This window comes from Streptococcus infantis (assembly GCF_047463315.1).
In the GTDB taxonomy this organism is placed as follows: domain Bacteria; phylum Bacillota; class Bacilli; order Lactobacillales; family Streptococcaceae; genus Streptococcus; species Streptococcus infantis_AB.
The window spans coordinates 101775-126424 of record NZ_JASHEB010000006.1; the positions used below are offsets into that span (position 1 = coordinate 101775).

Consider the following 24650-nt stretch of genomic DNA (forward strand, 5'->3'; position numbering starts at 1 on the left):
ATGGCTAAAAAATCTATGATTGCTAAGAACAAACGCCCAGCGAAGTTCTCTACTCAAGCATACACTCGCTGTGAACGTTGTGGACGTCCACACTCAGTTTACCGCAAGTTTAAACTTTGCCGTGTTTGCTTCCGTGAATTGGCATATAAAGGTCAAATCCCTGGTGTAACAAAAGCATCTTGGTAATATCATGATACAAAGAGCGTAACAACCCCAGCAAAAATAGGAGATTTAGTGCAGGAGCGATGCTCCAAGACAAATCTATCTTTTTTGCCCAGGTTGTAGCTCGTGTTCAAATGAGATTATCTTGTTTGACTGTGTCAATACTATCTGAGCCCAGCTCAATCATTAACTAGCAAGTGCAACTTGCAAACTACTAGTAAGAGGAGAAAATAAAATGGTTATGACTGACCCAATCGCAGACTTCCTAACTCGTATTCGTAACGCTAACCAAGCAAAACACGAAGTACTTGAAGTACCTGCATCAAACATCAAAAAAGGGATTGCTGAAATCCTTAAACGCGAAGGTTTTGTTAAGAACGTAGAAATCATCGAAGATGACAAACAAGGCATCATCCGTGTATTCCTTAAATATGGAGCAAACGGTGAACGAGTTATCACTAACTTGAAACGCGTTTCTAAACCAGGACTTCGTGTCTACAAAAAACGTGAAGATCTTCCAAAAGTACTTAACGGTCTTGGAATTGCTATCCTTTCAACTTCAGAAGGTTTGCTTACTGATAAAGAAGCTCGCCAAAAGAATGTTGGTGGGGAAGTTATCGCTTACGTTTGGTAATTGATGATGTGAGAGCGTTAAAAGAATGCAGAGAAAATAGGAAGTTTGTAGCAGGAGCGATGCTCCAAGACAAACTTATCTTTTTCACCAAATTCTTAGCTCGAACTCAAATCAAGATACAAAGTTCTTAGAGCGTGTTCAGTTCAGCTCTTGAACTAAATAAGTATCTTAAACCCCGTGAAAACTGGCCTTTATGGCCTGACAATTTAACAGGAGAATAAAAACATGTCACGTATTGGTAATAAAGTTATCGCGTTGCCTGCTGGTGTTGAAATCACTAACAATGACAACGTTGTAACTGTAAAAGGACCTAAAGGAGAACTTACTCGTGAGTTCTCAAAAGATATTGAAATCCGTGTGGAAGGTACTGAAGTAACTCTTCACCGTCCAAACGATTCAAAAGAAATGAAAACTATCCACGGAACTACTCGTGCACTTTTGAACAACATGGTTATTGGTGTTTCAGAAGGATTCAAGAAAGAACTTGAAATGCGTGGGGTTGGTTACCGTGCACAACTTCAAGGAAACAAACTTGTTTTGGCTGTTGGTAAATCACATCCAGACGAAGTTGAAGCTCCAGAAGGAATTACTTTTGAACTTCCAAACCCAACGACTATCGTTATCAGCGGAATTTCAAAAGAAAAAGTTGGTCAAACAGCTGCTTACGTACGTAGCCTTCGTTCACCAGAACCATACAAAGGTAAAGGTATCCGTTACGTTGGCGAATATGTTCGTCTTAAAGAAGGTAAAACTGGTAAATAATGTTGAGTGGTTGATTTTCAACCACCAACCTCATTACCAACTTTGTGCATAGCACACGATTTAAAATTAAAGAGGTGAAAACTGTGATTTCTAAACCAGATAAAAACAAACTCCGCCAAAAACGCCACCGTCGCGTTCGCGGAAAACTCTCTGGAACTGCTGATCGCCCACGTTTGAACGTATTCCGTTCTAATACAGGCATCTACGCTCAAGTGATTGATGACGTAGCGGGTGTAACGCTCGCAAGTGCTTCAACTCTTGACAAAGAAGTTTCAAAAGGAACTAAAACTGAACAAGCCGTTGCTGTCGGTAAACTCGTTGCAGAACGTGCAAGTGCTAAAGGTATTTCAGAAGTGGTGTTCGACCGCGGTGGATATCTATATCACGGACGTGTGAAAGCTTTGGCTGATGCAGCTCGTGAAAACGGATTGAAATTCTAATAGGAGGACACTAGAAAATGGCATTTAAAGACAATGCAGTAGAACTTGAAGAACGCGTAGTTGCTGTTAACCGTGTTACAAAAGTTGTAAAAGGTGGACGTCGTCTTCGTTTCGCAGCTCTTGTAGTTGTTGGTGACCGCAATGGTCGTGTAGGATTTGGTACTGGTAAAGCTCAAGAAGTTCCAGAAGCAATCCGCAAAGCAGTAGAAGATGCTAAGAAAAACTTGATCGAAGTTCCTATGGTTGGAACAACAATCCCACATGAAGTTCTTTCAGAATTCGGTGGAGCTAAAGTATTGTTGAAACCAGCTGTAGAAGGTTCTGGAGTTGCCGCAGGTGGTGCAGTTCGTGCCGTTGTGGAATTGGCAGGTGTGGCAGATATTACATCTAAATCACTTGGCTCTAACACTCCAATCAACATTGTTCGCGCAACTGTTGAAGGTTTGAAACAATTGAAACGCGCTGAAGAAGTTGCTGCCCTTCGTGGTATTTCAGTTTCTGATTTGGCATAAGAAAGGGGATAAAATGGCTCAAATTAAAATTACTTTGACTAAGTCTCCAATCGGACGCATTCCATCACAACGTAAAACTGTTGTAGCACTTGGACTTGGCAAATTGAACAGCTCTGTTATTAAAGAAGATAACGCTGCTATCCGTGGTATGATCACTGCAGTATCTCACTTGGTAACAGTTGAAGAAGTAAACTAATAAAATTTTAGGGGATGTGCATAAGACCATCCCCTAAAACTAGATATAGTCATCTTAGATGACTCAGTATAGGCGAGTTGATAGGAGAGACAACCTTTTCTCTCTTATCGGCGCTAGCATTTTACAAAAGAGGAGAAAATATATAATGAAACTTCATGAATTGAAACCTGCAGAAGGTTCTCGTAAGTCACGTAACCGTGTTGGACGTGGTACTTCATCAGGTAACGGTAAGACATCAGGCCGTGGTCAAAAAGGTCAAAAAGCTCGTAGCGGAGGCGGTGTACGTCTTGGTTTTGAAGGTGGACAAACTCCATTGTTCCGTCGTCTTCCAAAACGTGGATTTACTAACATCAACGCTAAAGAATATGCTATTGTAAACCTTGATCAATTGAACGCCTTTGATGACGGTGCTGAAGTAACTCCAGTAGTACTTGTAGAATCAGGAATTGTTAAATCTGAAAAATCAGGTATCAAAGTTCTTGGTAACGGTGAGTTGACTAAGAAATTGACTGTTAAAGCAGCTAAATTCTCTAAATCAGCTGAAGAAGCTATCACTGCTAAAGGTGGTTCTGTTGAAGTCATCTAAGTGAGGTGACCTATGTTTTTTAAATTATTGAGAGAAGCATTCAAAGTTAAACAAGTTCGATCAAAAATTCTATTTACAATTTTTATCGTATTTGTATTCCGTATCGGTACAAGCATTACTGTACCATGGGTAAATGCAAATAGCTTGAACGCTTTGAGTGGACTATCCTTCTTGAATATGTTGAGCTTGGTGTCAGGGAATGCCATGAAAAACTTCTCAGTTTTTGCACTTGGTGTTAGTCCCTACATCACAGCCTCAATCGTCGTCCAACTCTTGCAAATGGATTTATTGCCAAAATTTGTAGAGTGGGGCAAACAAGGGGAAGTAGGTCGTAGAAAGTTAAATCAAGCGACTCGATACATTGCCCTTGTGCTTGCATTTGTTCAATCAGTCGGGATTACTGCTGGTTTTAACGCTCTGTCTGGAGCTAAACTTTTGACTGTACCACTTACACCACAAGTATTCCTTGTAATTGGTGGAATTTTAACCGCAGGAAGCATGATTGTAACCTGGTTGGGAGAGCAAATCACAGATAAGGGATACGGAAATGGTGTTTCAATGATTATCTTTGCAGGGATTGTTGCTTCAATTCCTGATATGATTAAGGGCATCTATGTAGATTACTTTGTCAATGTACCAAGCAGTCGTTTGACATCGTCTCTCATTTTCGTTGCCATCTTAATCATTGCTGTTTTGTTAATTGTTTACTTTACAACTTACGTTGAACAAGCTAAATACAAGATTCCAATTCAGTATACAAAGGTAGCTCAAGGTGCGCCGTCAAGCTCCTATCTTCCATTGAAGATTAACCCTGCTGGGGTTATCCCGGTTATCTTTGCTAGCTCTATTACAGCAGCACCGGCAGCAATTTTACAATTCGTAAGTGCGTCTGGTCTTAATTGGGAATGGGTAAAAACAGCTCAAGAGTTGGTATCTACTTCAACCCCAACAGGTGTTGCTTTGTATGCTCTGTTGATTATTCTCTTTACATTCTTCTATACATTTGTACAGATCAATCCAGAGAAAGCAGCAGAAAATTTACAAAAGAGTGGAGCTTATATCCATGGTGTCCGTCCTGGTAAAGGGACAGAAGAATATATGTCAAAACTTCTTCGTCGTCTCGCAACAGTCGGATCAATCTTCCTAGGTGTGATTTCTATCCTACCTATTGTAGCTAAAGATTTATTTGGTCTTTCAGAAGTTGTCGCTTTTGGGGGAACAAGTTTGCTAATCATTATCTCTACAGGTATCGAAGGAATTAAACAATTGGAAGGTTATCTATTGAAACGTAAGTATGTTGGTTTCTTAGATACAACAGAATAATTGTAATAGAAAATAAAATTCACTATTGCTCAGAGAGTGGAGTGTAAAAATCAAAGACATTGTCAGATTTTTATCTCCTCTCTTCTATTTTGTTTTTAAATAGGAGTTGAAATGAATTTTTGCTTCTATTTAAATACAAAAAAGGAGTTTGAATCATGAATCTTTTGATTATGGGTTTACCTGGTGCAGGTAAAGGGACACAAGCAGCGAAAATTGTTGAACAGTTTCACGTTGCCCACATCTCAACAGGTGACATGTTCCGTGCAGCAATGGCTAACCAAACTGAAATGGGTGTATTAGCTAAGTCTTATATTGATAAAGGCGAATTGGTTCCAGATGAAGTTACAAATGGAATTGTTAAAGAACGTCTTTCTCAAGATGATATTAAAGAAACTGGCTTCTTGTTGGATGGGTACCCACGTACAATTGAGCAAGCTCATGCCTTAGACAAAACATTGGCTGAACTTGGAATTGAACTTGAAGGTGTTATTAACATCGAAGTAGATCCATCATGCCTACTTGAACGTTTGAGTGGTCGTATCATTCACCGTGAAACTGGCGAAACTTTCCATAAAGTATTCAACCCACCAGTTGATTACAAAGAGGAAGATTACTACCAACGTGAGGATGATAAACCTGAGACAGTAAAACGTCGTTTGGATGTTAATATTGCTCAAGGTGAACCAATCATTGCTCACTACCGTGCTAAAGGTCTAGTACATGATATCGAAGGTAACCAAGATATCAATGATGTCTTTAAAGATATTAAAAATGTCTTGACAAATTTGAAATAAAAGCGTTTTTCAGACTTGCAAAATGTCTTGACAAATGTTATACTGAGTTAGTCTGACTTATAATTGTTGTCTCTGTGTCTAGAGGCATCAAATCGAAATTTAGGGAGGTACTTTTGCGTGGCAAAAGACGATGTGATTGAAGTTGAGGGCAAAGTAGTCGATACGATGCCGAATGCAATGTTTACGGTTGAACTTGAAAATGGACATCAGATTTTAGCAACAGTTTCTGGTAAAATTCGTAAAAACTATATTCGTATTTTAGCGGGAGATCGTGTTACTGTTGAAATGAGTCCATATGACTTGACACGTGGACGTATCACTTACCGCTTTAAATAATCGAAAAACTTGGAGGGATAAGAAATGAAAGTAAGACCATCGGTCAAACCAATTTGCGAATACTGTAAAGTAATTCGTCGTAATGGTCGTGTTATGGTAATTTGCCCAGCAAATCCAAAACACAAACAACGTCAAGGATAAGATAGAAAGGAGAAAACATGGCTCGTATTGCTGGAGTTGATATTCCAAATGACAAACGCGTAGTTATCTCATTGACTTATGTCTATGGTATCGGACTTGCAACATCTCAAAAGATTTTGGCAGCTGCTGGAGTTTCAGAAGATATTCGTGTTCGTGACCTTACATCAGATCAAGAAGATGCTATCCGTCGTGAAGTGGATGCAATTAAAGTTGAAGGTGACCTTCGTCGTGAAGTGAACTTGAACATCAAACGTTTGATGGAAATCGGTTCATACCGTGGTATCCGTCACCGTCGTGGACTTCCTGTCCGTGGACAAAACACTAAAAACAACGCTCGCACTCGTAAAGGTAAAGCTGTTGCGATTGCTGGTAAGAAAAAATAATATAGGAGGTAAAAGTCTTGGCTAAACCAACACGTAAACGTCGTGTGAAAAAGAATATCGAATCTGGTATTGCTCATATTCACGCTACATTTAATAACACTATTGTTATGATTACTGATGTGCATGGTAATGCAATTGCTTGGTCATCAGCTGGTGCTCTTGGTTTCAAAGGTTCTCGTAAATCTACACCATTTGCTGCTCAAATGGCTTCAGAAGCTGCTGCTAAATCTGCACAAGAACACGGTCTTAAATCAGTTGAAGTTACTGTAAAAGGTCCAGGTTCTGGTCGTGAGTCAGCTATTCGTGCTCTTGCTGCCGCTGGTCTTGAAGTAACAGCAATTCGTGATGTGACTCCAGTGCCACACAATGGTGCTCGTCCTCCAAAACGTCGCCGTGTATAATCATTACCTTTACACTGCTTTTCGTTTAAGAGGGAGTAACTAAATGATCGAGTTTGAAAAACCAAATATAACAAAAATTGATGAAAATAAAGATTATGGCAAGTTTGTAATCGAACCACTAGAACGTGGATACGGTACAACACTTGGTAACTCTCTTCGTCGTGTACTTCTTGCTTCTCTTCCAGGAGCAGCTGTTACATCTATCGATATCGATGGAGTATTACATGAATTTGATACAATTCCTGGTGTTCGCGAAGACGTGATGCAAATCATTCTGAACATTAAAGGTATTGCAGTTAAATCATATGTAAAAGGCGAAAAGACTATTGAACTTGATGTTGAAGGTCCTGCTGAAGTGACAGCCGGAGATATTTTAACTGATAGTGATATTGAAATCGTAAATCCAGATCATTATCTTTTTACAATCGGAGAAGGTGCTTCATTTAAAGCAACTATGACTGTAAATACTGGTCGTGGTTATGTACCTGCAGATGAAAATAAAAAAGATAATGCCCCAGTTGGAACACTTGCTGTAGATTCTATTTATACACCAGTTACAAAAGTTAACTATCAAGTTGAACCTGCTCGTGTAGGAAGCAATGATGGTTTCGACAAATTAACCCTTGAAATCTTGACAAATGGAACTATTATTCCAGAAGATGCTTTAGGGCTTTCAGCACGTATTTTGACAGAACATCTTGATTTGTTTACAAATCTTACAGAGATTGCTAAATCTGCAGAAGTGATGAAAGAAGCTGATACTGAATCGGACGACCGTATTTTGGAACGTACGATTGAGGAACTTGACTTGTCTGTACGCTCATATAACTGTTTGAAACGTGCTGGTATCAATACTGTGCATGATTTGACAGAAAAATCTGAAGCAGAGATGATGAAAGTAAGAAATCTTGGACGCAAGAGTTTGGAAGAAGTGAAACTTAAACTCATTGATTTGGGTCTTGGATTAAAAGATAAATAAAGGAGGAATACATGGCTTACCGTAAACTAGGACGCACTAGCTCACAACGTAAAGCAATGCTTCGCGATTTGACAACTGACCTTTTGATCAACGAATCAATCGTGACAACTGAAGCTCGTGCTAAAGAAATCCGTAAAACTGTTGAAAAAATGATTACTCTAGGTAAACGTGGTGATTTGCATGCACGTCGTCAAGCTGCTGCTTTCGTACGTAATGAAATCGCATCTGAAAACTATGATGAAGTAACTGATAAGTACACTTCTACTACAGCACTTCAAAAATTGTTCTCAGAAATCGCACCTCGTTACGCAGAACGTAACGGTGGATACACTCGTATCCTTAAAACTGAACCACGTCGTGGTGATGCAGCGCCAATGGCGATCATCGAATTAGTATAAAATCATCAATTTTGTTGAGTGTTATGATGATGGAGCCCTGTGCTCTTAGTCTAGCTCTGGTCTACCGCTAGGACTTTTGTCCTAGCGGGAACACTCATCATAAGATGGTAGGGTAGACGCTTGTTTACGAAATTGTTTTTCTTTTAAGAACAATTTCGTAAGCAGGCGTTTTTTAGTTTTTTTGAAATAAATGTGCTATACTGAGAAAAAAGAAAAATATAGATAGGGTTATTTTTCTATGATTTCAAAGATGGAGGACCAATATGAAAGCTATTATAACTGTTGTTGGAAAAGATAAGGGTGGTATTGTTGCAGGTGTTGCGACTAAGATTGCTGAATTAGGATTAAATATTGATGATATTTCACAAACTGTCTTGGATGAGTTCTTTACCATGATGGCTATAGTATCCAGTGATGAAAAACAAGATTTTACTCAACTAAGAAATGAGTTTGAGGCCTTTGGCCAGACCTTGAATGTCAAAATCAATATTCAGAGTGCGGCTATTTTCGATTCTATGTACAATATCTAGGAGGTGCTTATGGATATTAGACAAGTTACCGAAACTATTGCAATGATTGAAGAGCAGAATTTTGATATTCGTACCATTACCATGGGGATTTCTCTTCTTGATTGTATTGATCCAGATATTGATAGAGCTGCAGATAAAATATATGAAAAAGTTACGACTAAGGCGGCAAATTTAGTCGCTGTCGGTGATGAAATCGCTGCTGAGTTAGGGATACCTATTGTCAATAAACGTGTATCAGTAACACCGATTTCTCTAATTGGTGCTGCTACAGATGCAAGGGACTATGTACCATTAGCCAAAGCTTTAGATAGAGCAGCAAAAGAAATTGGTGTTGATTTTATTGGTGGCTTTTCTGCCTTAGTTCAAAAAGGTTACCAAAAAGGGGATGAAATACTCATCAACTCGATTCCACGTGCTTTGGCCGAGACAGACAAAGTGTGCTCGTCTGTCAATATTGGTTCAACCAAGTCAGGAATTAACATGACTGCTGTAGCTGATATGGGCCGAATTATCAAGGAGACAGCTGAGCTTTCAGATATGGGGGCTGCAAAACTTGTCGTTTTTGCCAATGCAGTTGAGGACAATCCTTTTATGGCCGGAGCCTTTCATGGTGTTGGTGAAGCTGATGTTATTATCAATGTAGGTGTTTCAGGGCCTGGTGTTGTCAAACGTGCTTTAGAAAAAGTTCGAGGCCAAAGCTTTGATGTAGTTGCTGAAACTGTTAAAAAGACAGCCTTCAAGATTACTCGGATTGGTCAATTAGTTGGCCAGATGGCTAGTGAAAGACTAGGTGTTGATTTTGGGATTGTTGATTTGAGTTTAGCACCTACTCCTGCAGTGGGGGATTCTGTAGCTCGGGTTCTGGAAGAAATGGGACTGGAAACAGTTGGAACTCATGGGACGACTGCCGCTTTAGCTCTTTTAAATGATCAAGTAAAAAAAGGCGGAGTAATGGCTTGCAACCAAGTCGGTGGTCTGTCAGGTGCTTTCATCCCGGTTTCAGAAGATGAGGGTATGATAGCAGCAGTGCAAAATGGTTCCCTAAATCTTGAGAAATTAGAAGCCATGACTGCTATCTGTTCAGTTGGATTGGATATGATTGCCATTCCAGAAGATACCCCGGCAGAAACGATTGCGGCTATGATTGCGGATGAGGCAGCAATTGGTGTTATTAATATGAAAACCACAGCTGTCCGTATTATTCCAAAGGGTAAAGAAGGCGATATGATTGAGTTTGGTGGCTTGCTAGGAACTGCCCCAGTTATGAAAGTCAACGGAGCTTCTTCGGCTGATTTCATTGCTCGTGGAGGACAGATTCCAGCTCCAATTCATAGTTTTAAAAATTAATAAAAAAATAAAATGATTTAAGTTCAATTTAAGGATAGGTGTGTATACTCTAATCATTAAATAAAGACCTCCTAACTTTATTTAATAGAAATCCTAAACTTTTTCATAATAATCTCCTACAAAAGTCGCTCGTAAGAGTGGCTTTTGTTTTGTATTCTTTAAAAAACTAGTAAAATTTCATTGATTCTGGTCAAATTTTTTAAGAATGGCTACTTTTTTCGAAGTCAAACCAGCCTAAAACCTTGCCATGATTGGCTTTTTGAAAAATTATGGTATAATAGTAGTAGTTTTATTAGATGGAGTAGAATTTTTGAGAAAAAGCTTTCGTGTAAAAAAAGAGAAAGATTTCGACGCCATATTTAAAAAGGGAGCAAGTGTAGCTAATCGAAAATTTGTTATTTATCGATTAGAAAACAACGAAACACATTTTCGAGTGGGTTTATCAGTCAGTAAAAAATTAGGAAATGCTGTGACAAGAAACCAAATCAAGAGAAGAATCCGGCATGTTCTCATTCAAAATAGTAATCAACTTATTGATAATGTCGATTTTGTTGTGATTGCTCGAAAAGGCGTTGAACTATTAGAATATGCAGAAATTGAAAAAAACTTACTTCATGTTTTGAGATTAGCAAAGATTTACCAGGAAGGAAATAAGAGTGAAGAAGAAATTACAATTGACTAGTTTGTTAGGTTTGTCCTTGTTGGTAATGACTGCTTGTGCAACTAGTGAAGTATCTGCAAATTCTGCAGATTTTTGGAGTAAACTTGTTTATTTTTTTGCTGAAACTATTCGATTTTTGTCATTTGATGTCAGCATTGGTTTAGGGATTATTCTGTTCACAGTCTTGATTAGAACAATACTGTTACCAGTCTTTCAAACACAAATGGTGGCTTCCAGAAAAATGCAAGAGGCGCAACCTCTTATCAAAGAATTGCGCGAACGTTATCCAGGTCGCGACATGGAAAGTCGTACTAAGCTAGATCAGGAAACACGTAAATTATTTAAAGAATTAGGCATTAAGCAATCCGCATCCTTCTGGCCGCTTTTGATTCAAATGCCAATTCTATTGGCTCTTTTCCAAGCTTTATCAAACGTCGATTTTTTGAAGACAGGCCACTTCTTATGGTTCAATCTAGGTGGAGCTGATACCACTTTCGTACTACCTATTTTGGCTGCCCTATTCACCTTCCTCAGTAGCTGGCTTTCAAATAAAGCTTTGCCTGAGAAAAATGGTGCAATGACAGGTATGATGTATGGGATGCCTGTTATAATCTTCTTTTTTGCAATATCTGCTCCAAGTGGTGTCGCTCTTTACTGGGCGGTTTCAAATGCTTATCAAGTATTGCAAACTTACCTTTTGAACAACCCCTTCAAAATCATTGCAGAGCGTGAAGCTGATGTGCAAGCTAAGAAGGATTTAGAAGTTAAGAAAAGAAAAGCTCTAAAGAAAGCACAGAAAAAGAAAAAGTAAGGAGAAATCTGATAATGGTATTATTTACAGGTTCAACAGTTGAAGAAGCAATCCAAAAGGGATTGAATGAATTAAATATTCCGAGAATGAAAGCTCATATCAAAGTTGTTTCGAGAGAGAAAAAGGGATTTTTTGGACTTTTTGGTACAAAACCAGCTCAAGTTGATATCGAAGCAATCAGTGAAACAACTGTTGTAAAAGCGAATCAGCAGGCGATCAAAGGTGTTCCAAAAGAAATTAATGATCAAAATGATCCAGTTAAAACAGTCAGCGAAGCAACCGTTGATTTGGGACATGTGGTTGCTGCTATCAAGAAAATTGAAGAAGAAGGCCAAGAAATTTCTGAAGAAGTCAAGGCTGAAATTCTTAAGAATGATAAAGAAGCCAGCACGATTTTAGAAGAAACAGGCCATATTGAAGTTTTAAAAGAATTGCAACCTGAAGAAACTCAAGATGAAGTTGAGCCTGAAAAAGGCAGCGACTTAGAAAATCTTGGTTTGAAAGTCGAGCCAACATACGACACCGAAAAGGTTGTTGAAGAAGTAACCAATTATGTTCAAGCAATCATCGATGATATGGATGTTGAGGGAACTATTTCTAGCACCTCTAACCGTCGCTCTATCAACATGCAAATTGATACAAATGAGCCAGGCCGTATCATTGGTTACCATGGTAAGGTTTTGAAATCCCTTCAACTTTTGGCACAAAATTACCTCTACAATCGTTATTCAAAAACTTTCTACATTACTATCAACGTGAATGATTATGTAGAACATCGTGCAGAAGTGTTACAGAGTTATGCTCAAAAATTAGCTACACGTGTCTTGGAAGAAGGCCGTAGTCAGATGACAGATCCAATGTCAAGCAGCGAGCGTAAAATTATCCATCGTATTATCTCACGAATGGAAGGTGTTACTAGCTATTCTGAAGGTGACGAACCAAATCGTTACGTTGTAGTTGACACAGAATAAAAAATGAAAAATCAGGGGAAACCTGATTTTTTTCTAACTAAAGAAGGAATAAAATGAAAGAAATCAAGGACTATCTTGCTTATCAAGGGGAACAGTACCGGAATCCTGAAAAAGCAGGAGCTGAAAAGGATAAAATGCTAGACCTGCGTCAAAAAGGGCAGGAAGCGCGAAAGGCATTTACTCACCTAGCGAAATGTTTTCAAGCTAGGCATTCCGATTGGAATTTACACCCAACCAGTCAATGGATGAATCAAGCGCAGAGATTACGACCACATTTCTGGGTTTATTTACAGAGAGAGGGGCATGTAACAGAGCCCATGATGGCTCTTCGATTGTATGGAAATCAGAATAATTGGGGAATCTCTATAGAAGTCAGCTTTGTAGAGAGAAAGAAAGATGAGACTACCTTGTCAAAGCAGGCTAAAATATTGGATATCCCAGTGGTTGATGGAATCTATTATTTGGTTCAGAAAAACGATGAAAGCTATAGAGTACAAGCTACTGAGGAGAATAGACAACTTTTAAGACAACAATTATCCAATCAGGAGATTCGTAAGGTTTTAGTAAAAGTTGATATTCCAGTAGCCGATGAAGATACTATAGATAAGCTTTTAGATAAACTTGATAGAGGTTTCGAAAAACTATCACCTTACTATCAAGTGACTAGAGATTAGTATAGTCGGCTGAGTCATTTTATAGTAAATTGTTTTATTGCTATTCTATCTGTTTTTTCATATAATAGTAGAATAGGATATGTGATAAACTTATCACCTTAAATAGAAAGGAAATTCTATGTCAAATCTATCTGTTAATGCTATTCGTTTCTTAGGTATTGACGCTATTAATAAAGCTAATTCAGGTCACCCAGGGGTGGTTATGGGTGCAGCTCCGATGGCTTACAGCCTTTTCACTAAAGAACTTCGTATCAATCCAGCTCAACCAAACTGGATCAACCGCGACCGTTTTATTCTTTCAGCGGGTCACGGATCAATGCTTCTCTATGCCCTTCTTCACCTTTCTGGATTTGAAGATGTGAGCATGGATGAAGTGAAGAGCTTCCGTCAATGGGGATCCAAAACTCCAGGTCACCCAGAATTTGGTCATACAGCAGGGGTTGATGCAACAACAGGTCCTCTAGGACAAGGGATTGCGACTGCGACAGGTTTTGCACAAGCAGAACGTTTCCTTGCAGCCAAGTATAACCGCGAAGGTTATAACATCTTTGATCACTACACATATGTTATCTGTGGAGATGGTGACTTGATGGAAGGTGTATCAAGTGAAGCTGCTTCTTATGCAGGTTTGCAGAAACTTGACAAATTGGTTGTTCTCTATGATTCAAATGATATCAACTTGGACGGCGAAACAAAAGATTCATTCACAGAAAGTGTTCGCGATCGTTACAATGCTTACGGTTGGCATACAGCCTTGGTTGAAGATGGGACAGACTTAGAAGCTATTCAAGCAGCTATTGAAGAGGCTAAGGCTTCAGGGAAACCGTCTTTGATTGAAGTGAAAACTGTTATTGGTTATGGTTCGCCAAACAAACAAGGAACTAATGCCGTACACGGTGCTCCTCTTGGTGCGGACGAAACGGTTGCAACTCGTCAAGCCCTTGGTTGGGACTACGAACCATTTGAAATCCCAGCAGAAGTTTATGCTGATTTCAAAGAAAATGTTGCAGACCGAGGTGCATCAGCATATGAAGCATGGACAAAACTAGTTGCAGATTATAAAGAAGCTTACCCAGAGCTTGCTGCAGAAGTGGAAGCAATCATCGACGGACGTGATCCAGTTGAATTGACTCCAGAAGACTTCCCAGCTTTAGAAAATGGCTTCTCTCAAGCAACTCGTAACTCAAGTCAGGATGCTTTAAATGTAGTGGCTGCTAAATTGCCAACCTTCCTTGGTGGATCAGCTGACCTTGCTCATTCAAATATGACTTACATCAAAACTGACGGACTTCAGGATGATGCAAATCGCTTGAACCGTAATATCCAATTTGGTGTTCGTGAATTTGCAATGGGTACAGTTTTGAACGGAATGGCTCTTCACGGTGGACTTCGAGTTTATGGTGGAACTTTCTTCGTATTCTCAGACTACCTTAAAGCAGCAGTTCGTTTGTCAGCTCTACAAGGTCTTCCTGTAACCTATGTCTTCACCCACGATTCAATCGCAGTTGGTGAAGATGGACCAACTCACGAACCAGTAGAGCACTTGGCAGGACTCCGTGCGATTCCAAATCTTAATGTTTTCCGTCCAGCAGATGCGCGTGAAACTCAAGCAGCTTGGTACCTTGCAGTGAATAGTGAGAAAACACCAACTGCCCTCGTCTTGACTCGTCAAAACTTGACTGTTGAGGAAGGAACAGACTTTGATAAGGTTGCGAAAGGTGCTTATGTTGTCTATGAAAATGCAGCAGACTTTGACACGATTTTGATTGCAACAGGTTCAGAGGTTAATCTAGCTGTTGCAGCTGCTAAAGAATTGGCAAGTCAAGGTGGAAAAGTTCGCGTAGTTAGCATGCCATCTACGGATGTCTTTGATGCACAAGATGCCGTATACAAAGAAGAAATCCTACCAAATGCAGTTCGTCGCCGTGTGGCGGTTGAAATGGGAGCGACTCAAAACTGGTACAAATACGTTGGTCTTGATGGAGCAGTTCTCGGTATTGATACCTTTGGAGCATCTGCCCCAGCTTCAAAAGTGTTAGCAGAGTATGGATTTACAGTTGATAACTTAGTGGAAATCGTAAACAACTTGAAATAAGAAAAATCAGAGCTTTGCTCTGGTTTTTTATTGACCTAAAACTAAGGTGCAATCTTGTAAAAAATAGTGAAATTTGATATAGTAGTTTTATCTGAATTACAAAGGAGAAAATACAATGAATCCAAATTTAACATTTGTGATTATGCTTGTAGGGATGTTTGCCTTGATGTTCTTTATGCAACGTTCTCAAAAGAAACAAGCTGAAAAACGCATGGAGAGTCTCAATAAACTTCAAAAAGGCTATGAAGTCATTACTATCGGTGGTTTATACGGTACAGTTGATGAAGTTGATACCGAAAACAGAACGATCGTACTTGATGTAGACGGAGTTTACTTGACTTTTGAACTTGGAGCTATCAAATCTGTCTTGCCACTTAAAGAGGCTGTTACATCAGAAGGTACAGTTGTCGATGGTGAAAGCGCGATTGAAGAATAAAACGGGGTGGATCTCATACCCCTTTTTCTATGAAGATGGGGAATAATAATGAAGAAAGTTGTTTTTGTATGTCTTGGCAATATTTGTCGTAGTCCTATGGCGGAATTTGTAATGAAATCCCTGACCGATAAATATGAGATTCAAAGTCGTGCGACTTCTTCCTGGGAACACGGTAATCCAATCCACAAAGGGACGCAAGGCATCTTTCGAAGTCATGGTGTTCCTTATGATACTTCGAAAACTTCCCAACAAATTTCTAAAAAAGATTTTGAGTATTTTGACTATATCATTGGGATGGATGAGTCTAATCTTCTAGATTTGACTCGAATGTGTCCTCAAGACCAACAACACAAGCTAGAGGCATTTGCTTCTGAGGGTGTTCCTGATCCATGGTACACAGGTGATTTTGATGAAACTTATGATCGAGTTTTAACTGGTTGCCAAGCTTGGCTAACACGTTTAGAAAATGAGGCAAAAAATGGATAATTTAAAGAAATTCTATGATAAGTACAGTGTCTATATAACGCGTCCTCGTTTGGAAATTGCAACAGTAGTAGTCATAGCTCTTTGTGCTATATTTGTATTTGTAGGGAATATGCCTAAGCAAGGAGTTTTAAAACTGGATGGCGATTCACTTGTATATGATGGAAGTATTGTTCGTGGAAAGATGAATGGCAAAGGCACAATGACCTTCTCAAATGGCGACACTTATACTGGTGAATTTAAAAATGGAGCATTTAACGGTAAAGGAACCTACCAAGCTAAAGAAGGCTGGGTTTATGAGGGGGACTTTGTTAATGGCCAAGCTGAAGGAAAAGGAAAACTGACTACAGAGCAAGAAGTTGTCTATGAAGGTGACTTTAAACAAGGGCTCTTCCAACAAGCACAATAACCTCCTCTTAGAGGGGGTAATATACCGCACCTATAGAAAGCGCTTACATGGAAATTAAGACGCCTTTCAATACCTTTTTACAATGAAGTTTGTGAAAAATAAAAGTTTTACGAGATTATTCACAAAGTATAAGCTAAAAAGTGTATGTGTAGGGATGTGCAAAATTATTTTCACAAGCGAATAAAAAAAGTTTGTGAAATTTCTATGAAACTGTTTACAAATCTTGAAAAAAGAGTTATAATAAGATTGTGAAAAAATTAACAAAGGACTTACAATCCTTGAAAGCTATGGAGGAAAATATGGCTGATAAAAAAACTGTAACACCAGAGGAAAAGAAACTCGCTGCTGAAAAGCATGTCGATGGTTTGGTGCAAAAAGCTTTGGTTGCCCTTGAAGAAATGCGTAAACTTGACCAAGATCAAGTCGATTATATTGTAGCAAAAGCTTCAGTTGCAGCTCTTGATGCCCACGGAGAATTGGCTTTACATGCCTTTGAAGAAACAGGACGTGGAGTATTTGAAGATAAAGCGACTAAAAACCTATTTGCTTGTGAGCACGTGGTAAATAACATGCGCCACACTAAAACAGTTGGTGTTATCGAAGAAGATGATGTAACAGGATTGACTCTTATCGCTGAACCGGTTGGTGTTGTTTGTGGTATCACTCCAACAACAAACCCTACTTCAACAGCAATCTTTAAAGCTTTGATTTCATTGAAGACTCGTAATCCTATTGTCTTTGCGTTCCACCCATCAGCTCAAGAATCATCAGCTCACGCTGCTCAAATCGTGCGTGATGCAGCGATTAAAGCAGGAGCTCCTGAAAACTGTGTACAGTGGATTACTGAACCATCTATGGAAGCAACTAGCGCATTGATGAACCACGAAGGTGTTGCAACAATCCTTGCAACAGGTGGGAATGCCATGGTTAAAGCTGCATACTCATGTGGAAAACCAGCTCTTGGGGTAGGTGCCGGAAACGTTCCAGCTTATGTTGAAAAATCAGCTAACATCCGCCAAGCTGCTCACGACATCGTCATGTCTAAATCATTTGATAACGGTATGGTCTGTGCATCTGAACAAGCGGTTATCATTGATAAAGAAATTTATGATGAATTTGTAGCTGAGTTCAAATCTTACCATACTTACTTTGTAAACAAAAAAGAAAAAGCTCTTCTTGAAGAGTTCTGCTTCGGCGTGAAAGCAAACAGCAAAAACTGTGCTGGTGCAAAATTGAACGCTGACATCGTTGGTAAACCAGCAACTTGGATCGCAGAACAAGCAGGATTTACTGTTCCGGAAGGAACAAACATTCTTGCTGCAGAATGTAAAGAAGTTGGCGAAAACGAGCCGTTGACTCGTGAAAAATTGTCACCAGTTATCGCAGTTTTGAAATCTGAAAGCCGTGAAGACGGAATTAACAAAGCACGCCAAATGGTTGAATTCAACGGTCTTGGACACTCAGCTGCTATCCATACAGCAGATGAAGAATTGACCAAAGAATTTGGTAAAGCTGTTAAAGCTATTCGTGTTATCTGTAACTCACCTTCTACTTTCGGTGGTATCGGGGATGTTTATAATGCCTTCTTGCCATCATTGACACTCGGATGTGGTTCTTACGGACGTAACTCAGTTGGGGATAACGTTAGCGCCATTAACCTCTTGAATATCAAAAAAGTCGGAAGACGGAGAAATAACATGCAATGGATGAAACTTCCTTCAAAAACATACTTTGAACGTGATTCAATTCAATACCTTCAAAAATGTCGTGACGTTGAGCGTGTCATGATCGTTACTGACCACGCTATGGTAGAGCTTGGCTTCCTTGATCGTATCATCGAACAACTTGACCTTCGTCGCAATAAGGTTGTTTACCAAATCTTTGCAGATGTGGAACCAGATCCAGATATCACTACAGTTGAACGTGGTACTGAGATTATGCGTTCCTTCAAACCAGATACAATCATCGCTCTTGGTGGTGGATCACCAATGGATGCTGCTAAAGTAATGTGGCTCTTCTACGAGCAACCAGAAGTGGACTTCCGTGACCTTGTACAAAAATTCATGGATATCCGTAAACGTGCCTTCAAATTCCCATTACTTGGTAAGAAGACTAAATTCATCGCTATCCCAACTACATCTGGTACAGGATCTGAAGTAACTCCATTTGCCGTCATCTCTGATAAAGCAAACAACCGTAAATACCCAATCGCTGACTACTCATTGACACCAACTGTGGCAATTGTAGACCCTGCCTTGGTATTGACAGTTCCTGGATTTGTTGCTGCTGATACTGGTATGGACGTATTGACTCACGCAACGGAAGCTTACGTATCACAAATGGCTAGCGACTACACTGATGGACTTGCTCTTCAAGCAATCAAACTCGTATTTGAAAACCTTGAAAGCTCAGTTAAGAATGCAGACTTCCACTCACGTGAGAAAATGCATAACGCTTCAACTATTGCTGGTATGGCCTTTGCTAATGCCTTCCTAGGTATTTCTCACTCAATGGCTCACAAGATTGGTGCACAATTCCACACAGTTCACGGACGTACAAATGCAATCTTGCTTCCATACGTTATCCGTTACAATGGTACACGCCCAGCTAAGACAGCTACATGGCCTAAGTACAACTACTACCGTGCAGATGAGAAATATCAAGATATTGCTCGTATGCTTGGACTTCCAGCTTCTACTCCAGAAGAAGGGGTTGCATCTTATGCTAAAGCTGTTTACGAACTCGGTGAGCGCGTAGGTATCGAAATGAACTTCAAAGCACAAGGTGTTGACGAGAAAGAATGGAAAGAACATTCACGTGAATTGGCCTTCCTTGCTTATGAAGATCAATGTTCACCTGCAAACCCACGTCTTCCAATGGTTGACCATATGCAAGAAATCATCGAAGATGCTTACTATGGTTACAAAGAAAGACCAGGACGTCTTAAATAATTGATTATCAGTCAGAGGTAGGAGTAATCCTGCCTCTTTTTATAGTTTTTCAAAATAGAAGAGGTTAAAAGTTTAATAAAAAGTTTTGTAAATAACTATAAAGATGTATGTTGATAGATTTTTGACAAAGGGAATCTATATAAAATTGTGTATCTAGAAAGTATAAAACTGAAGTGAAAATCAACATCAGCGCTTGCAATAAAACTAAAATAGTTATATAATAGGTTTGTTGAAAGGTGATTTGTAGTGATTCAAGTTACTCTTTTCACAATAAAATTTTCATGATTTTCATAAGGAGGAAATCACTAATGGTAGTTAAAGTTGGTATTAACGGTTTCGGTCGTATCGGTCGTCTTGCTTTCCGTCGTATCCAAAACGTAGAAGGTGTTGAAGTTACTCGCATCAACGACCTTACAGATCCAGTTATGCTTGCACACTTGTTGAAATATGACACAACTCAAGGTCGTTTCGACGGTACTGTGGAAGTTAAAGAAGGTGGATTCGAAGTTAACGGTAAATTCGTTAAAGTTTCTGCTGAACGCGATCCAGAACAAATCGACTGGGCTAACGACGGTGTAGAAATCGTTCTTGAAGCAACTGGTTTCTTTGCTACTAAAGCAGCTGCTGAAAAACACTTGCATGCTGGTGGTGCTAAGAAAGTTGTTATCACTGCTCCTGGTGGATCAGATGTTAAAACAGTCGTATTTAACACTAACCACGATATTCTTGATGGTACTGAAACAGTTATCTCAGGTGCTTCATGTACTACAAACTGCTTGGCTCCAATGGCTAAAGCTCTTCAAGATAACTTCGGTGTTGTTGAAGGATTGATGACTACTATCCACGCATACACTGGTGACCAAATGATCCTTGACGGTCCACACCGTAAAGGTGACCTTCGTCGTGCACGCGCTGGTGCTGCTAACATCGTTCCTAACTCAACTGGTGCTGCTAAAGCAATCGGTTTGGTTATCCCTGAATTGAACGGTAAATTGGACGGAGCTGCACAACGCGTTCCTACTCCAACTGGATCAGTAACTGAATTGGTAGTTGTTCTTGAAAAGAACGTTACTGTTGATGAAGTAAATGCAGCTATGAAAGCTGTTGCTAACGAATCATACGGTTACACTGAAGATCCAATCGTTTCTTCAGACGTTGTAGGTATGTCTTACGGTTCATTGTTTGACGCAACTCAAACTAAAGTTCTTGACGTTGACGGTAAACAATTGGTTAAAGTTGTATCATGGTACGACAACGAAATGTCTTACACTGCACAACTTGTACGTACTCTTGAATACTTCGCAAAAATTGCTAAATAATTTCTGAGTCGAAAAAGCAAGACCAATCGGTCTTGCTTTTTGTATCTATAAAAATGGATGATAAAGTCATCCATTTTGTTTTAATTCTCTTTCAAATGTATCTGAGAGTGTGGTAAAGCTTAATTTGTTTAAAGTCAGAGGGTGGATAAAGGATAGTTTAAATGCGTGAAGCATCAGCCTCTTGTTTTTTGAGTGTGGGTTGTAGAGAGGGTCCCCGAGGATTGGATGTCCGTGGTGAGATAGGTGGACTCGGATTTGATGAGTACGTCCTGTTTTTAATCTACACCGAATGAGACTGGTTTTGTTTTGAAATTGTTTTAACCGAGTTACATGAGTTTCGGCGTATTGACCATTTTTTTGATCCACAATTCTTTTCCTACGATCGTGGCGATTGCGACCGATTTTATCTCGGAAGATCAAGTCCTTAGCCGCTAATCTTCCATCAACCAGAGCCAAGTATTCTCGAGAAATCTCTTTCTTTTCTAATAAGCGATTAAGGATAGGAAGAATGAATGGATTCTTAGCAAACAGTACGAGACCACTTGTTTCCATATCTAGTCTATGAACAACATAGCAGGTTTGGCCGACATAGGCGCTGACATGATTGAGAAGAGCTATCTCGTCTGGCTGATTTCCATGTGTCTTCATACCCTCAGGTTTATTGACGATAATTAAATGTCGATCTTGATAGACTTCTTCGACAAGTTTAGGATTTCCCCAAACAATTTCTTTTGTAGGATAATCCTCTTCGTCGAAAATCAGTTGACATTCATCTCCGGATTTGACAGTTTGATGCCAGTGGACTTCTTCTTGATTGATGAGAATGTGCTTTTTAATTCTCAAGAAATGCCGTATTTTTCTCGGAATGAGTAGTTGCTCCTCCAAGAAGACTTTGACAGTCATTTCAGGAAGAGAATCAGGGATAACAAAGGTAAATTTCATACAGATATTGTAACAAAAAATAGATTATTTGGATAGGGAAACTAGCTAAATTCTTGTCTTCCTATGGGGAAGATGATAAAATAAACGCATGAAATTAGATACATTATTTGAAAAGTTTCTTTCTTTATTTAAAAAAGAAGAATCTGAAATGGCAGAAATAGAAATCGATGAAGTTAATAATGAAGAAAATACCTCGACTAATTTAAGAAGATCAAGAGGTGGGCGAAAAAAAGCTGGGCAAGTCGGACCCATTCGAAAATTTTGGCGTCGCTATCATCTGACCAAAATCTTTCTAATTCTTGGACTAAGTGCAAGCTTGTTTGTTGGGGTTTATCTATTTGCCTTGGCTAAATCGACAAATGTTACAGACTTGCAGAATGCTTTGAAAACACGAACGGTGATTTTTGACAGAGAAGAGAATGAGGCTGGTGCCTTGTCAGGTCAAAAAGGAACCTACGTTGAGCTCTCGGAAATTAGTGAAGATTTGCAGAATGCTGTAATTGCGACAGAAGATAGAAGCTTCTATAAAAATAGTGGAATTAACTATGGTCGTTTTTTCCTAGCTATCCTAACAGCTGGTCGCTCGGGTGGTGGATCTACAATTACTCAACAGTTGGCGAAAAATGCTTATCTTTCACAAGATCAAACTGTGCAGAGAAAGGCCAAAGAATTCTTCTTAGCTTTAGAATTAACCAAAAAATATAGCAAGAAGGAAATTCTAACCATGTACTTGAACAATGCATACTTCGGTAATGGAGTTTGGGGTGTTGAGGATGCAAGTAAAAAATACTTTGGAGTTTCAGCTTCTCAATTGACACTTGATGAAGCTGCGACTTTAGCAGGAATGCTGAAAGGACCAGAATTATACAACCCTTTGAATTCAATTGAAGCTTCAACTAATCGCAGAGATACTGTTCTGCAAAATATGGTAGTTGCTGGTTATATTGATAAGAATAAAGAAGCGGAAGCTGCAGGTGTTGATATGGCATCTCAGCTCCAGGATGCTTACGAAGGGAAAATTTCAGACTACCGCTATCCATCCTATTTTGATGCAGTTGTTAATGAAGCAATTGAAAAGTATAATCTAACTGAAGAAGAAATTGTGAACAATGGTTATCGGATTTATACGGAGTTGGATCAGAATTACCAAGCTAATATGCAGGTCATTTATGAAAACACTTCTCTTTTTCCGTCGGCGGAAGATGGAACTCATGCTGAATCGGGTAGTGTTGCTCTAGAACCAAAAACAGGAGGAGTTCGAGGAGTTGTTGGTCGTGTAGCAGGAGATGATAAAGCTGGTTTCCGAAATTTCAACTATGCAACTCAATCAAAAAGAAGCCCAGGTTCAACTATTAAGCCCTTAGTTGTCTACACCCCAGCGGTCGAAGCCGGTTGGGCTCTGAATAAAGAGTTGGATAATCACACGATGGAGTATGGTGATTACAAAGTCGATAACTATGCAGGTATCAAAACGTCACCAGAAGTTCCAATGTATCAAGCCTTAGCCGAGTCTTTAAACCTCCCTGCTGTAGCAACAGTTAAACAACTTGGCATCGACAAGGCTTTTGAATCAGGTGAAAGATTTGGGCTTGATTTAACGAATGTGGATCGTGTATTAGGTGTAGCTCTAGGAGGTGGCGTGGAAACTAACCCACTACAAATGGCCCAGGCTTATGCAGCATTTGCAAATGAAGGTTTGATGCCTGAAGCGCATTTTATTACACGAATTGAGAATGCGAGTGGACAAGTCATTGCTACTCACAAAAATTCTCAAAAACGTGTAATCGATAAGTCAGTAGCCGATAAAATGACTAGCATGATGCTAGGGACATTCACAAACGGTACAGGGATAAGTTCATCACCAGATGGTTATGTTATGGCCGGGAAAACAGGTACAACAGAAGCAGCCTTCAACCCGGTGTATACGAGTGACCAGTGGGTTATCGGCTATACGCCAGATGTAGTCATTAGTCACTGGCTTGGTTTCCCGACTACTGATGAAAATCATTACCTAGCAGGTTCGACATCAAATGGAGCTGCTTATATTTTTAGAAGCATGGCAGAAACAATTCTTCCATATACGCCAGGAAGCACCTTTACCGTTGAGAATGCTTATGAACTAAACGGCATAGCACCTAGAAATTCTCAAAATCAAGCCACTGACAATGGTGGTGCGCAATCAAGTGATTCTGTAACTGATATCCGAGATCGAGCGCAAAATCTTATTGATGAGGCTGAACGAGCTATATCGGATGCAAAAATTAAAGAAAAAGCAAAAACCGTCTGGGATACAATTGTAGATTTATTTCAATAATTTTTAAAAGACAAGAGCATAACTCTTGTCTCTTTTTATATCCTAAAAAGTCTAAAAAGATATCCCAACGAAATATCAAACATTCAAAAAAATAAAATCAGGCAAGATAAATAACAAAATAGAAGAAATGTCGTAATTCGTCTCTACCTCTGCTATACTAATGGCAGAAAAGGAGAATGACTATGTTAGAAATGAATTACCACGAAGTAAAAGCTATTGTACATAAGTGTAGAAAAGAATACTATCTTCATTTATGGGAAAAAGAAGATTGGGATCAAGAAGGAATGATTTGCCTACATGAATTATTAGAAAATCACCCTGATTTTAAGGAAAATAAAGATAAGGAATTTTATACCTACTTCAAAACAAAGTTTCGAAATCGAATTTTGGATGCAGTTCGAAAACAAGAAAGTTATAAAAGAAGATTGGATCGACAAGCTTATGAAGAAGTGAGCGAGATTAGCCATCGATTAGGCGAAGGAGGGTTGTTGATAGATGAATCTTACGCATTACAAGAAGTGCTTAAAGAGTATCGAGCAGGATTAGGAAAAGAAAAATTGGAGTTATTTGAACGATTGTTAGCTGATGAGCGATTCAAAGGAAGAAAAGCAATGTTGAAAGAACTAAAGCATGTACTAAGAGATTTTTCTCCAAAAAGAT

General features: G+C 39.2%; 30 protein-coding genes. 29 read left to right on the top strand and 1 reads right to left on the bottom strand.

Annotated features, from left to right (window positions below; all coding sequences use genetic code 11):
* From QM857_RS07650 to gap, 27 genes are all read left to right on the top strand, one after another.
* Positions 1–186, top strand: coding sequence for a type Z 30S ribosomal protein S14 (locus QM857_RS07650; protein ID WP_001085699.1), 186 nt, complete (start codon positions 1–3; stop codon positions 184–186).
* 211 nt (positions 187–397) lie between these two features.
* The gene (gene rpsH, locus QM857_RS07655; protein WP_004251095.1) at positions 398–796 is read left to right on the top strand and encodes a 30S ribosomal protein S8; all 399 of its coding nucleotides are present in this window, start codon (positions 398–400) and stop codon (positions 794–796) included.
* A 225-nt stretch (positions 797–1021) separates the two neighbouring features.
* Positions 1022–1558 (top strand): 50S ribosomal protein L6, encoded by a 537-nt coding sequence (gene rplF, locus QM857_RS07660; RefSeq protein WP_414275574.1) that lies wholly within the window; start codon positions 1022–1024, stop codon positions 1556–1558.
* An 83-nt stretch (positions 1559–1641) separates the two neighbouring features.
* A complete protein-coding gene (gene rplR / locus QM857_RS07665) occupies positions 1642–1998 on the top strand; it encodes a 50S ribosomal protein L18 (RefSeq protein ID WP_004251098.1) in 357 nt (118 codons plus the stop codon).
* Between the two features lie 17 nt (positions 1999–2015).
* Positions 2016–2510, top strand: coding sequence for a 30S ribosomal protein S5 (gene rpsE / locus QM857_RS07670; RefSeq protein WP_004251100.1), 495 nt, complete (start codon positions 2016–2018; stop codon positions 2508–2510).
* 13 nt (positions 2511–2523) lie between these two features.
* Complete coding sequence (gene rpmD, locus QM857_RS07675; RefSeq protein WP_000057241.1) at positions 2524–2706, top strand: 50S ribosomal protein L30; 183 nt, start codon at positions 2524–2526, stop codon at positions 2704–2706.
* 145 nt (positions 2707–2851) lie between these two features.
* The gene (rplO, locus tag QM857_RS07680; protein WP_006151070.1) at positions 2852–3292 is read left to right on the top strand and encodes a 50S ribosomal protein L15; all 441 of its coding nucleotides are present in this window, start codon (positions 2852–2854) and stop codon (positions 3290–3292) included.
* Between the two features lie 12 nt (positions 3293–3304).
* Positions 3305–4615 carry a preprotein translocase subunit SecY gene (gene secY / locus QM857_RS07685; RefSeq protein WP_178895571.1) on the top strand — a complete coding sequence of 437 codons (1311 nt, stop codon included), beginning with the start codon at positions 3305–3307 and terminating at the stop codon, positions 4613–4615.
* Positions 4616–4770: 155 nt separating this feature from the next.
* Positions 4771–5409, top strand: a complete 639-nt coding sequence (locus QM857_RS07690; RefSeq protein WP_414275575.1) for an adenylate kinase — start codon at positions 4771–4773, stop codon at positions 5407–5409.
* A gap of 117 nt (positions 5410–5526) precedes the next feature.
* Positions 5527–5745: a translation initiation factor IF-1 gene (infA, locus tag QM857_RS07695; RefSeq protein ID WP_001029883.1), complete on the top strand. Its 219-nt coding sequence runs from the start codon at positions 5527–5529 to the stop codon at positions 5743–5745.
* A gap of 24 nt (positions 5746–5769) precedes the next feature.
* Entirely contained in the window at positions 5770–5886 is a 117-nt protein-coding gene (gene rpmJ / locus QM857_RS07700) for a 50S ribosomal protein L36 (RefSeq protein ID WP_001808836.1), read from the top strand.
* A gap of 17 nt (positions 5887–5903) precedes the next feature.
* Positions 5904–6269: a 30S ribosomal protein S13 gene (gene rpsM, locus QM857_RS07705; RefSeq protein WP_004251117.1), complete on the top strand. Its 366-nt coding sequence runs from the start codon at positions 5904–5906 to the stop codon at positions 6267–6269.
* A gap of 17 nt (positions 6270–6286) precedes the next feature.
* A complete protein-coding gene (gene rpsK / locus QM857_RS07710) occupies positions 6287–6670 on the top strand; it encodes a 30S ribosomal protein S11 (RefSeq protein WP_001118385.1) in 384 nt (127 codons plus the stop codon).
* Between the two features lie 43 nt (positions 6671–6713).
* Positions 6714–7649, top strand: coding sequence for a DNA-directed RNA polymerase subunit alpha (locus tag QM857_RS07715; protein ID WP_414275576.1), 936 nt, complete (start codon positions 6714–6716; stop codon positions 7647–7649).
* An 11-nt stretch (positions 7650–7660) separates the two neighbouring features.
* Positions 7661–8047, top strand: coding sequence for a 50S ribosomal protein L17 (rplQ, locus tag QM857_RS07720; protein WP_061371300.1), 387 nt, complete (start codon positions 7661–7663; stop codon positions 8045–8047).
* Between the two features lie 263 nt (positions 8048–8310).
* The gene (locus QM857_RS07725) at positions 8311–8577 is read left to right on the top strand and encodes an ACT domain-containing protein (RefSeq protein ID WP_414275577.1); all 267 of its coding nucleotides are present in this window, start codon (positions 8311–8313) and stop codon (positions 8575–8577) included.
* Positions 8578–8586: 9 nt separating this feature from the next.
* Positions 8587–9924, top strand: coding sequence for a PFL family protein (locus tag QM857_RS07730; protein WP_263394140.1), 1338 nt, complete (start codon positions 8587–8589; stop codon positions 9922–9924).
* A gap of 310 nt (positions 9925–10234) precedes the next feature.
* Complete coding sequence (rnpA, locus tag QM857_RS07735; RefSeq protein ID WP_371500926.1) at positions 10235–10606, top strand: ribonuclease P protein component; 372 nt, start codon at positions 10235–10237, stop codon at positions 10604–10606.
* Complete coding sequence (locus tag QM857_RS07740; RefSeq protein WP_414275578.1) at positions 10581–11396, top strand: YidC/Oxa1 family membrane protein insertase; 816 nt, start codon at positions 10581–10583, stop codon at positions 11394–11396. Before rnpA ends, QM857_RS07740 begins: the two co-directional genes overlap by 26 nt.
* 14 nt (positions 11397–11410) lie before the next feature.
* The gene (jag, locus tag QM857_RS07745; protein ID WP_074324785.1) at positions 11411–12367 is read left to right on the top strand and encodes an RNA-binding cell elongation regulator Jag/EloR; all 957 of its coding nucleotides are present in this window, start codon (positions 11411–11413) and stop codon (positions 12365–12367) included.
* A 53-nt stretch (positions 12368–12420) separates the two neighbouring features.
* Complete coding sequence (locus QM857_RS07750) at positions 12421–13041, top strand: ribonuclease P (protein ID WP_414275579.1); 621 nt, start codon at positions 12421–12423, stop codon at positions 13039–13041.
* A gap of 118 nt (positions 13042–13159) precedes the next feature.
* Positions 13160–15136 (top strand): transketolase, encoded by a 1977-nt coding sequence (tkt, locus tag QM857_RS07755; protein ID WP_414275580.1) that lies wholly within the window; start codon positions 13160–13162, stop codon positions 15134–15136.
* A gap of 115 nt (positions 15137–15251) precedes the next feature.
* Complete coding sequence (gene yajC, locus QM857_RS07760; protein ID WP_049494404.1) at positions 15252–15572, top strand: preprotein translocase subunit YajC; 321 nt, start codon at positions 15252–15254, stop codon at positions 15570–15572.
* A gap of 48 nt (positions 15573–15620) precedes the next feature.
* Positions 15621–16058 carry a low molecular weight protein-tyrosine-phosphatase gene (locus QM857_RS07765; RefSeq protein WP_414275581.1) on the top strand — a complete coding sequence of 146 codons (438 nt, stop codon included), beginning with the start codon at positions 15621–15623 and terminating at the stop codon, positions 16056–16058.
* Positions 16051–16464 carry an MORN repeat-containing protein gene (locus tag QM857_RS07770; protein WP_024056349.1) on the top strand — a complete coding sequence of 138 codons (414 nt, stop codon included), beginning with the start codon at positions 16051–16053 and terminating at the stop codon, positions 16462–16464. Before QM857_RS07765 ends, QM857_RS07770 begins: the two co-directional genes overlap by 8 nt.
* A gap of 299 nt (positions 16465–16763) precedes the next feature.
* Positions 16764–19415, top strand: a complete 2652-nt coding sequence (gene adhE / locus QM857_RS07775) for a bifunctional acetaldehyde-CoA/alcohol dehydrogenase (protein ID WP_414275582.1) — start codon at positions 16764–16766, stop codon at positions 19413–19415.
* A gap of 308 nt (positions 19416–19723) precedes the next feature.
* Entirely contained in the window at positions 19724–20734 is a 1011-nt protein-coding gene (gene gap / locus QM857_RS07780) for a type I glyceraldehyde-3-phosphate dehydrogenase (RefSeq protein WP_006154814.1), read from the top strand.
* Positions 20735–20800: 66 nt separating this feature from the next.
* Here gap and QM857_RS07785 read toward each other — a convergent pair whose 3' ends face one another.
* A complete protein-coding gene (locus QM857_RS07785) occupies positions 20801–21676 on the bottom strand; it encodes an RluA family pseudouridine synthase (protein ID WP_414275583.1) in 876 nt (291 codons plus the stop codon).
* A gap of 88 nt (positions 21677–21764) precedes the next feature.
* Between QM857_RS07785 and pbp2a the strand changes: the two genes are divergently transcribed.
* Together pbp2a and QM857_RS07795 are read left to right on the top strand one after the other, a co-directional pair.
* Positions 21765–23990 (top strand): penicillin-binding protein PBP2A, encoded by a 2226-nt coding sequence (gene pbp2a, locus QM857_RS07790; RefSeq protein ID WP_414275584.1) that lies wholly within the window; start codon positions 21765–21767, stop codon positions 23988–23990.
* Positions 23991–24172: 182 nt separating this feature from the next.
* Positions 24173–24650 (top strand): sigma factor (locus QM857_RS07795; RefSeq protein WP_049494401.1); only part of this gene is annotated, 478 nt, incomplete at its 3' end.